The organism is Kitasatospora sp. NPDC051853, from assembly GCF_044452665.1.
GTDB lineage: Bacteria > Actinomycetota > Actinomycetes > Streptomycetales > Streptomycetaceae > Kitasatospora.
In genome coordinates this window covers 684942-693992 of sequence record NZ_JBITBY010000001.1, presented here as the reverse complement: position 1 = coordinate 693992, position 9051 = coordinate 684942, and the positions used below count along the sequence as shown (strand labels likewise).

The following is a 9051-nucleotide window of genomic DNA, read 5'->3' as shown; positions in this document are numbered from 1 at the left end:
CGGGATGACGGTGCCGTTGTTGTCCTTGGCCACGTCGTTGCCCCAGCGCGACAGGTAGAACGCCGACACCCACTGACCACCCGGCCCGACGTCCGGGTCCGTCCTCAGCCACCAGTGGTTGAACGAGGAACCCGACGCCACCTCACGCCCCCACGCCTTGCAGAACACGTAGTTGGTGCCCTGGTACAGCGTGCCCGTGGCACTGGTGGAGGACGGCGAGGCGAAGACCGAGGCGTTCGAGAAGGTGTCCACCCAGTACTTGCCGGTGGCCGGCGGGGCCCCGCCGCCCGCGCAGTCCGGGATGACGGTGCCGTTGTTGTCCTTGGCCACGTCGTTGCCCCAGCGCGACAGGTAGAACGCCGACACCCACTGACCACCCGGCCCGACGTCCGGATCGGTCTTCAGCCACCAGTGGTTGAACGAGGAACCCGACGCCACCTCACGCCCCCACGCCTTGCAGAACACGTAGTTGGTGCCCTGGTACAGCGTGCCGGTCTGGGTGGTGGAGGTCGGCGAGCCGTAGACCGGGGCGTTGGCGAAGGTGTCGACCCAGTACTGGCCGGGCGTGGTCGGCGGGTTGGGGCTGCCGCCGCCGGGGCCGTAGAGGCGGATCGCGCCGTAGTAGTCGCCGTGCGAGGAGAGCGCGGCGACCTGGACGTAGCCGCCGGAGTACGGGGCCTCCACGATGTAGCCGTTGCCCAGGTACATCGCGACGTGGTGGATGGTGGAGGGCGAGCCGCCGAAGAACACCAGGTCGCCGGGGAGCAGCGGCGCGGTGCCGTCGGAGCGGTAGTAGCGGGCCACCGCGCGCGAGGAGGGCCACTGGGTGTAGGTGGTGCCGTTGATGACGTCGGCGCCGACCGCCAGGTAGTAGGCGTAGCGGACGAAGCCGGAGCAGTCGAGCCCGCGCACGTGGCAGTCGTCCGGCGCGCCGTTGGAGGCGTCGCAGATGCCGTAGCTCGGGCCGGGCTGGCTGCCGTGGCCGCCGCCCCAGGAGTAGGGGGTGCCGATCTGGCCACAGGCGGCGTTGACGGCGGCGACGGCCTGGGTGGCCGCGCCGGAGGAGAGGACGCCGCAGGTGGGGGCGGCCTCGGCCGGCTGGACGCCGGCGAAGAAGACCGCGAAGGAGGCGAGCACCGAGAGCAGGGCTGCGGTGCGCAGTGGACGAAGGAGCCAGTGTGCCAAGGGTGTTACGCGCGTAGTCACGGAACCGTCCCGAGCTGTCGTGGGGTTGGCTTGGTGGTGCGCATTCAAGCACCGCACACCAACCACGGGTAGCCCCTTGACGGCCCGTCATCTGACCAGGCATTACTTCACGGTTAAGTTCAAGTCATGAAAAAAGAGCGCCCCGACCCCTTACCAACGCTTTCAGGACTCTGCTTACATGCTCCTGACATCGCACCTCCGGCACCCCACCCAGGACTGGAGAGACATCCGCATGCACCGGCGCCCCCTGCTCGGCGGAGCCCTGCTCACCGCCGCCACCATCGCCGTCTCCGCCCTCCCCGTCACGGCGTCAGCGACCGCGGGCCCGGCCTACCGGGACCCGAGGAAACCGGTCGAACGCCGGGTCGAGGACCTGCTGGCCCGGATGACCCTGGCCGAGAAGGTCGGCCAGATGACCCAGGCCGAGCGCAACGCCGTGGACGGCGACCCGGCGAGGATCACCACGCTGGCCCTCGGCTCGCTGCTCTCCGGTGGCGGCTCCACCCCCGCCGCCAACACCCCGGCCGCCTGGGCCGACATGGTGGACGGCTACCAACGCCGGGCGCTGGAGACCAGGTTGGGCATCCCGCTGATCTACGGCGTGGACTCGGTGCACGGCCACGGGAACCTGGTGGGCGCCACCGTCTTCCCGCACAACATCGCCCTCGGCGCCACCCGCGACCCCGAACTCGCCCGCAGGGCCGCCCACATCACCGCGATCGAGACCCGCGCGACCGGCCCGCAGTGGGTCTTCGCCCCGTGCGTCTGCGTGGCCCGGGACGACCGCTGGGGCCGCACCTACGAGAGCTTCGGCGAGACGCCCGAGCTGGTGAGCTCCATGGAGACCCAGATCGACGGCTTCCAGGGCCACCGCGGCTCCCAACTCGACCGCCCCGACCGGGTGCTGGCCACCGTGAAGCACTACGCCGGCGACGGCTCGACCGCCTACGGCTCCTCGGCCGGCAGCTACAAGCTGGACCAGGGCGTCACCGTCACCTCCCGCGAACGCTTCCGCCGGATCGACCTGGCGCCGTACGTGACGGCGGTGCAGCGGCACCGGGTCGGCTCGATCATGCCCTCCTACTCCAGCGTGGACTGGACCGAGGACGGCCTGGGCAACCCGGTGAAGATGAGCGCCAACCACGAGCTGCTCACCGAGGTGCTCAAGCAGAAGACCGGCTTCGACGGCTTCCTGATCAGCGACTGGGACGCGATCAACCAACTCCCGGGCGACTACCCGACGCAGGTGCGCACCGCGGTCAACGCCGGGATGGACATGTTCATGGTGCCGTACAGCGCCGAGAAGTTCGAGCAGGCCCTGCTCACCGAGGTGAACGAGGGCCGGGTGGCGCGGTCCCGGATCGACGACGCCGTCCGCCGGATCCTCCGGGCCAAGTTCGAACTCGGCCTGTTCGAGCACCCGTTCACCGACCGGCGGTACCAGTCCGCGATCGGTTCGCCCGAGCACCGGGCGGTGGCCCGGGAGGCCGTCGCCAAGTCCCAGGTGCTGCTGAAGAACGAGCACGGCGCGCTGCCGCTCAGGCGCACCGACGCCATCTACGTCGCGGGCGTCAACGCCGACAACCCCGGTAACCAGGCCGGTGGTTGGACCGTCACCTGGCAGGGCGCCTCCGGCGACACCATCCCCGCCACCACCATCCTGGAGGGCATCCGCGAGTACGCCCCCTCCGCCGTCTACAGCGCGGACGCCTCCGCTCCCGTCGGCGGTGCGGAGGTCGGCGTCGTGGTGGTCGGCGAGACCCCGTACGCCGAGGGCATGGGCGACGTCGGCAACAACGGGCACACCCTGGAGCTCTCCGCCGCCGACCGGGCCACCGTCGACAAGGTCTGCGCCGCCGTGCCCACCTGTGTGGTGCTGGACGTGGCGGGCCGCCCGCAGATCGTCACCGACCGACTCCCGTCGATGGACGCCTTCGTGATGTCCTGGCTGCCCGGCAGCGAGGGCGGCGGGGTGGCCGACGCGCTGTTCGGCGCGCGCCGCTACTCCGGGAAGCTCCCGGTCAGCTGGCCGCGCAGCGAGGCCCAGGAGCCGCTGAACATCGGCGACCCGTCCTACGACCCGCTGTTCCGCTACGGCTTCGGCCTCACCACCGGCCGCTGATCCCGCCATCCAGTCAGGAGCCCCCACCTCCATGAGGACATCGCAACGGCGCTACGGCATACCGCTGTTGACCGCCGCCACGCTGCTCGCCCCCGCCTCCGTGCTGACCCCCACCAGCGCGGAGGCGGCCACCCCCACCGGCTGGACCACGGTGGTCAACCGCAACAGCGGCCGCTGCGTGGACGCCGCGGCGGCCGCCACCGCCAACGGCACCGCCGTCCAGCAGTACTCCTGCAACGCGACCACCGCCCAGCAGTGGCAGCTGCTGCCCACCGACGGCGGCCACGTCCGGATCGCCAACGCCAACGACGCCACCAAGGTCTGGGACGTCACCGGCGTCTCCACCGCCGACGGCGCCAAGGTGCAGCTCTGGACCTGGGGCGGCGGCGCCAACCAGCAGTGGCTGCCGGTGGACGAGGGCGGCGGCTCGTACCACTTCGTCAACCGCAACAGCGGCAAGTGCCTGGACGTGCCGTCCGCCTCCACCGCCGACTCGGTGGTGCTCCAGCAGTACGCCTGCAACGGCACCGCCGCGCAGTCCTTCTCCTTCGGCGCCGGCAGCGACCCGGGCAACCCCGGCAATCCGGACCTCGGGCCGAACGTGGCCGTCTTCGACCCCTCGATGCCCGCCGCCACCGTCCAGGCCAAGCTGAACTCGGTCTTCCAGCAGCAGGAGACCAACCAGTTCGGCGCCCAGCGGTACGCGCTGCTCTTCAAGCCCGGTACCTACGACGTCGACGCCAACGTCGGCTTCTACACCCAGGTCGCCGGCCTAGGCCTCACCCCCGACGCCGTCACCATCAACGGCGGGGTGCACGCCGAGGCCGACTGGTTCCAGGGCAACGCCACCCAGAACTTCTGGCGCTCCGCCGAGGGCCTCTCCGTCAACCCGCCCTCCGGCAGCGACCGCTGGGCCGTCTCGCAGGCCGCCCCCTACCGCCGGATGCACGTGCGCGGCAACCTCCAGCTGGACGACGGCGGCTGGTCCAGCGGCGGCCTGCTGGCCGACAGCCTGATCGACGGCCAGGTCCGCTCCGGCTCCCAGCAGCAGTGGCTCTCCCGCAACTCCCAGTGGGGCAGCTGGACGGGCTCCAACTGGAACATGGTCTTCGTCGGCGACGTCAACGCCCCTGCCAACACCTTCCCCAGCCCGCCGTACACCACCGTGGCGCAGACCCCCGTGGTCCGCGAGAAGCCCTTCCTCTACGTGGACGCGGCCGGCGCGTACCGGGTCTTCGTACCGGCACTGCGCACCAACTCCACCGGCACCTCCTGGAGTTCGGGCAGCCAGCCGGGCAGCTCGCTGCCGATCGACCAGTTCTACGTGGTCAAGCCCGGCGCCACCGCCGCCCAGATCAACGCCGCGCTCGGCCAGGGCAAGCACCTGCTCGTCACCCCCGGCGTCTACCACCTCGACCAGACGCTGAACGTGACCCGGCCGGACACCGTGGTCCTCGGCCTCGGCCTGGCCACCCTGATCCCGGACAACGGCATCGCCGCGATGACCGTCGCCGACGTGGACGGGGTGAAGATCGCCGGCGTGCTCTTCGACGCCGGTCCGGTCAACTCCCCCGTGCTGCTCCAGCTCGGCCCGGCCGGCTCCGCCGTCCGCCACACGGCCAACCCGGCCTCCCTGCACGACGTGTTCTTCCGGATCGGCGGCGCGGGCGTCGGCAGGGCGACCCAGAGCCTGGTGGTGAACAGTTCCGACGTGATCGGGGACCACACCTAGATCTGGCGCGCCGACCACGGCAGCGGCGTCGGCTGGACGGCCAACACCGCCGCCACCGGACTGACCGTCAACGGCACCGCCGTCACCATGTACGGGCTCTTCGTCGAGCACTACCAGCAGCACCAGGTGGTGTGGAACGGCAACGGCGGCCGCACCTACTTCTTCCAGAACGAGATGCCCTACGACCCGCCGAACCAGGCCGCCTGGCAGAACGGCGCCACCCGGGGCTACGCCGCCTACAAGGTGGCCGACTCGGTGACCTCGCACGAGGCCTGGGGCCTGGGCAGCTACTGCTACTTCAACGTCAACCCGAGCGTGGTGGCCGAGCACGCGATCGAGGCGCCCCAGCGCAGCGGGGTGCGGTTCCACGACATGGTGACCGTCTCGCTCGGCGGCACCGGCACCATCGCCCACGTGGTGAACTCCACCGGCGGCCCGTCGAACTCCACCACCAACGTCGCCAACCTGGTCAGCTACCCCTGAGGCCGCCGGGGCCGCCGAGCTCGCCGAGGCCGCTGACGGCCCGTCAGGGCCGGGTGCGGAACCCTCAGAGCCAGACGAAGGGCGCCCGGGCCGTGTACCCCACGGCCCGGGTGGCCTCGTCCAGGGCCGCGGGGGCCGCCGCGGAGGCCGGGTCGGCGAAGCGCGAGGCGGTGACGGTCAGGTAGTGGCCGACCGCGTCCACCTGGGTGCTGGTCCGCTGGGCGCCCGCGGCGGGCGGCGGGGAGCCGGAGGGCGTCGGGAGGACGCCCGGGTCCGGCGGCACGAAGGCGATCGCCTCGGTGTTGGTCACCAGCGCCTTCTCGGCCTGCTGGGCCGAGGCCTCGTCGGGGAAGCGCAGCACCGTGACGCTGCTCACCACCTGGTTGCCGTCCTGGGTGTAGCTGACCGAGACGTAGGCGTGGCAGTTGGTGTCCTTGAGCACGTCCTGGCCCTTGTCCGCCAGCACCTCCGCGCAGTCCTGGCCCTGGCGGGCGGCCGTGCGGCGGGCCTTGAAGCCGCCGTTGTCGACCCCGCGGCCGCCGGGGAAGTAGCGCTCGACGGTGAAGAGCTGCTCCTCCGTCAGCGGCTGGGTCGGCGGGCCGGCGTCGGCCGGCACCGCGCTGAGGCCCTCCTTGGTGGTCCGTCCGGCGCCCGGCAGCCAGTCGCCCGACTCGGCCACCACCACGCCCACGGCGACGGCCACGCCTCCGACGGTGCACAGGGCGATGATCCGGCGGCGGCGGCCCCGGACCCGGCGGTTCTGGCGCTCCCCCTGCGTGGTCATGGCGCAGATTCTAAGCGGATGATCCGACCACGTCCGCATCCGGGTCACCGCCACGCCGCGACCGACCGCCCGATGGCGCAGAGCCGATCGCCGGATGGCGGAACTGTGACAACTCGCACACCTCCGAGGCCCTGTTCTTGGTGGGTTCCCTCTGGCGCGACGCGACGTCACCCGGGCAGGATCAAGGCCATGGATCTGCTCGACACCCTCACCGCCAAGGGCCTGCGCCGGGAACTCCCCACCCGGGAGGAGGCACTGGCCGTACTCGCCACCACCGACGACGAGTTGCTGGACGTGGTCGCGGCCGCCGGGCGGGTCCGCCGTCAGTGGTTCGGCCGCCGGGTCAAGCTCAACTACCTGGTGAACCTCAAGAGCGGTCTCTGCCCGGAGGACTGCAACTACTGCTCCCAGCGGCTCGGCTCCAAGGCGGAGATCCTCAAGTACACCTGGCTCAAGCCCGAGCAGGCGGCCGAGGCGGCCGCCGCCGGACTGGCCGGCGGCGCCAAGCGGGTCTGCCTGGTCGCCAGCGGCCGCGGCCCGACGGACCGCGACATCGACCGCGTCGCCGACACCATCGCCGCCATCAAGGACGCCAACGAGGCCGTCGAGGTCTGCGCCTGCCTGGGCCTGCTCTCCGACAACCAGGCCGAGCGCCTGAAGGCGGCCGGGGCGGACGCCTACAACCACAACCTCAACACCTCCGAGGCCACCTACGGGGACATCACCACCACCCACACCTACGCGGACCGGGTGGACACCGTCCAGAAGGCGCACGGCGCGGGCCTGTCCGCCTGCTCCGGCCTGATCGCCGGCATGGGCGAGAGCGACGAGGACCTGGTCGACGTGGTCTACGCGCTGCGCGAGATCGGCTCCGACTCGGTGCCGGTCAACTTCCTGATCCCCTTCGAGGGCACCCCGCTGGCCAAGGAGTGGAACCTCACCCCGCAGCGCTGCCTGCGCATCCTCGCCATGGTCCGCTTCGTCTGCCCGGACGTCGAGGTCCGGATCGCCGGCGGCCGCGAGGTGCACCTGCGCTCGATGCAGCCGCTCGGCCTGCACATCGCCAACTCGATCTTCCTCGGCGACTACCTCACCAGCGAGGGCCAGGCCGGCCAGGCCGACCTCGACATGATCGCCGACGCGGGCTTCGAGGTGGAGGGCGCCGGCGAGGCCACCCTGCCCAAGCACCGCTCCGAGGTGACGGGCGGTGGCGGCGGCTGCGGCTCGGTCTGCTCGACGGACGCCTCGGGCTCCGAGGGCGCCCACGCCTGCGGCACCGGCGGCGGCTGCGGCCCCTGCGGCGGGCACTCCGCCCCCGTCCCGTCCCAGGCCACCGCGGCCAACGACGAGCCCCAGCCCGACCTGGTCCGGGTCCGCCGCCGCGGCGCGGGCACCGAACTGGCGCCCAACGCCTAGGAACTGACCCCTCATCACATGCACAACCTTCTCGACCTCGACCGCGCCCACGTCTGGCACCCGTACGGCCCGATGCCCGGCACCGCCACCCCCTACGTGGTGGAGTCCGCCGCCGGGGTCCGGCTCCGGATGGCCGAACCGGTGGCCGGGCACCACGAGCTGATCGACGGCATGTCCTCCTGGTGGGCCGCGATCCACGGCTACCGGCACCCGGTGCTGGACGCCGCCGTCACCGACCAGCTCGGCCGGATGAGCCACGTGATGTTCGGCGGGCTCACCCACGAGCCGGCCGTCCGGCTGGCCGCCCGGCTGGTGGAGATCACCCCGGAGCCGCTGCGGCACGTGTTCCTCTCGGACTCGGGCTCGGTCGCGGTCGAGGTCGCGATGAAGATGTGCCTGCAGTACTGGCGCTCGATCGGCCGCCCCGCCAAGCAGCGCCTGCTGACCTGGCGCGGCGGCTACCACGGCGACACCTTCCACCCCATGTCGGTCTGCGACCCCGAGGGCGGGATGCACTCGCTCTGGGGCGGGGTGCTGCCGGGTCAGGTCTTCGTCCCGGAGCCCCCAGTGGAGTTCGAGCAGGCGTACGCGGACCGGCTGGAGCAGGCGGTCGCCGAGCACGCCGACACGCTGGCCGCCGTGATCGTCGAGCCGGTGGTGCAGGGCGCGGGCGGCATGCGCTTCCACTCCCCCGAGTACCTGCGCGTCCTCCGCGAGGTCTGCGACCGCCACGACGTGCTGCTGGTCTTCGACGAGATCGCCACCGGCTTCGGCCGCACCGGCGAGCTCTTCGCCGCCGACCACGCGGGCGTCTCCCCCGACGTGCTCTGCCTCGGCAAGGCCCTGACGGGCGGTTACCTCTCGATGGCCGCCACCCTGTGCACCTCCCGGATCGCCGACGGCATCAGCCGGGGCGAGGTCCCGGTGCTGGCCCACGGCCCGACCTTCATGGGCAACCCGCTGGCCTCCGCCGTCGCCAACGCCTCGATCGAGCTGCTGCTCTCCCAGGACTGGCGCACCGAGGTCAAGCGGCTGGAGACCGGCCTGCGCGAGGGCCTCGCCGGAGCCGCCGCCGTCCCGGGCGTCCAGGACGTCCGGGTGCTCGGCGCGATCGGCGTCGTCCAGCTCGACCACCCCGTCGACATGCGCGCCGCCACCGAGGCCGCCGCCCGCGAGGGCGTCTGGCTGCGGCCGTTCCGCGACCTCGTCTACACCATGCCGCCGTACGTCACCTCCGACGCGGAGCTGGCCCGGATCACGGCCGCCGTGACCGCCGCCGCTGCCGCCGGCTGACCCCCCTTCATCGAG

5 protein-coding genes and 1 pseudogene are annotated in these 9051 nt (G+C 72.0%); 4 read left to right on the top strand and 2 right to left on the bottom strand.

Going from position 1 to position 9051, the window contains the following annotated elements; translation table 11 throughout:
• Window positions 1–1185: C40 family peptidase (locus ACIA8O_RS02995; protein WP_396291736.1), on the bottom strand; the 1185-nt coding region annotated here is incomplete at its 3' end.
• Window positions 1186–1438: 253 nt separating this feature from the next.
• Here ACIA8O_RS02995 and ACIA8O_RS02990 point away from each other — a divergent pair.
• A complete protein-coding gene (locus tag ACIA8O_RS02990; protein ID WP_396291735.1) occupies window positions 1439–3328 on the top strand; it encodes a glycoside hydrolase family 3 protein in 1890 nt (629 codons plus the stop codon).
• Between the two features lie 31 nt (window positions 3329–3359).
• Window positions 3360–5543: pseudogene (locus ACIA8O_RS02985) on the top strand (RICIN domain-containing protein).
• Window positions 5544–5607: 64 nt separating this feature from the next.
• Here the strand turns inward: ACIA8O_RS02985 and ACIA8O_RS02980 are convergent.
• Window positions 5608–6327, bottom strand: a complete 720-nt coding sequence (locus ACIA8O_RS02980; protein WP_396291734.1) for a hypothetical protein — start codon at window positions 6325–6327, stop codon at window positions 5608–5610.
• A gap of 189 nt (window positions 6328–6516) precedes the next feature.
• On the opposite strand from ACIA8O_RS02980, the gene bioB reads away from it, so the two are divergent.
• Window positions 6517–7743: a biotin synthase BioB gene (bioB, locus tag ACIA8O_RS02975; protein ID WP_396291733.1), complete on the top strand. Its 1227-nt coding sequence runs from the start codon at window positions 6517–6519 to the stop codon at window positions 7741–7743.
• Between the two features lie 18 nt (window positions 7744–7761).
• The gene (locus tag ACIA8O_RS02970; protein ID WP_396291732.1) at window positions 7762–9036 is read left to right on the top strand and encodes an adenosylmethionine--8-amino-7-oxononanoate transaminase; all 1275 of its coding nucleotides are present in this window, start codon (window positions 7762–7764) and stop codon (window positions 9034–9036) included.
• The last annotated feature ends 15 nt before the right edge of the window (window positions 9037–9051 follow it).